This window comes from Nguyenibacter vanlangensis, from assembly GCF_013376155.1.
Taxonomy (GTDB): Bacteria; Pseudomonadota; Alphaproteobacteria; order Acetobacterales; family Acetobacteraceae; genus Gluconacetobacter; species Gluconacetobacter vanlangensis.
Map to the genome: position 1 here is coordinate 1 of NZ_JABXXP010000613.1, position 1,660 is coordinate 1,660.

At 68.9% G+C, this 1,660-nt stretch carries 1 protein-coding gene; it reads left to right on the forward strand.

Translation table 11 applies throughout. From position 1 onward, the window contains the following. Nucleotides 1–1,660, forward strand: a 1,660-nt coding sequence (treF, locus tag HUK84_RS17250; protein WP_176641358.1) for an alpha,alpha-trehalase TreF, incomplete at both ends; no start/stop codon positions are given.

Consider the following 1,660-nt stretch of genomic DNA (forward strand, 5'->3'; position numbering starts at 1 on the left):
CCCGTCGGTCGCGGTGCCGGCGGCGGACCGGCAGGATCTGCGGCCGCCATCGGTCGCGCTGGACGGGCTGTTCGCGGCGATGGGGGCGGCGCATGTCTTCGCCGATGCCAAGACGGTGGCCGACGCCATTCCCGACGAGGCGCCGGATGCGCTGCTGGCGGACTATGCGCGGCAGAAGAGCCGGCCGGATTTCTCGCTGAAGGATTTCGTCGCCCAGCATTTCGCCGTCGCCCCGCGCCGGACCGTGTCCTATCGCCGCCGGCCGGACGAGAGCGTGCGCGACTATATCAGCGGCATGTGGGAGGTGCTGAGCCGGCCGCCGGACACGCTGGTCGCCCATTCCTCGCTGCTGCCGCTGCCCAGGACCTATGTCGTGCCGGGCGGCCGGTTCAGCGAGCTTTATTACTGGGACAGCTATTTCACCATGATCGGCCTGTACGAGGACGGGCGGGTGGACCTGATGCGCGACATGGTGCGCGACATCGCCTCGCTGATCGACCGGTACGGGCACATGCCCAACGGCAACCGCACCTATTATCTCGGCCGTTCGGAACCGCCCTTCTTCGCGCTGATGGTGGACCTGCTGGCGGAGCATGACGGGCAGGCCGCCTATACGCAGTTCCTGCCCGAACTGCAGCGCGAACATGATTACTGGATGGACGGGGCCGACAGCCTGGCGCCGGGCGGGGCCTATCGCCATGTCGTGCGCCTGCCGGACGGCACGCTGATGAACCGTCAGTGGGACGACATGGACACGCCCCGGGACGAGAGCTTCCCCGAGGATATCGCCACCGCCGCGCAGTCCAGGCGTCCGGCGGCGGAAATCTATCGGGACCTGCGGGCCGGGGCGGAGACGGGATGGGATTATTCGTCGCGCTGGCTGGCCGACGGCCATACGCTGGCCAGCATCGATACGACCGACCTGCTGCCGATCGAGCTGAACTGCCTGGTCGCGCATCTCGAACGGACCCTGGCTCGTGCCTACGACCTGCAGGGCGACCAGGAACGAGGCGCGCAGTATGCCCGGCTGGCCGACGCGCGGGTCGCGGCGATCCGCCGCATCCTGTGGGACCCGGCGCGCGGGGCGTTCTTCGATTATGACTGGAAGACCGGGAAATTGTCGGACGTGCTGTCGTCGGCGACGGTGATGCCGCTGTTCCTCAACATCGCGACCCCGGCGCAGGCGCAGGCGGTGGCCGAAACCCTGCGGACGCATCTGCTGAAGACCGGCGGGCTGGAAGCGACCGACCGGGTCAGCGGCCAGCAATGGGATGCGCCGAACGGCTGGGCGCCCGAGCAATGGATGGCCGTCAAGGGGCTGGACCAGTACGGCCTCAACGACCTGGCACGGCTGATCGCCACGCGCTGGATGGAGCGCGTGATCGGGACCTACGAGAAATCGGGCGTGCTGCTGGAAAAATACGACGTGGTGAATCCGGCGATCAGCCCCACGGGCGGCCGGGGCGGCGGCGAATATCCGATGCAGGTCGGCTTCGGCTGGACCAACGGCACCCTGCTGGGGCTGATGGACCGCTATCCGCAGGAGACGCGCCTCGTGCTGGACCGCAATCCGCGCGCCGATCGGACGGTGGCGAAGCCGGCCGGCGGCGCGTACTCCGCGCCGACGCCGCGCATCCGGTGCAGGGCCACGATGGCGACG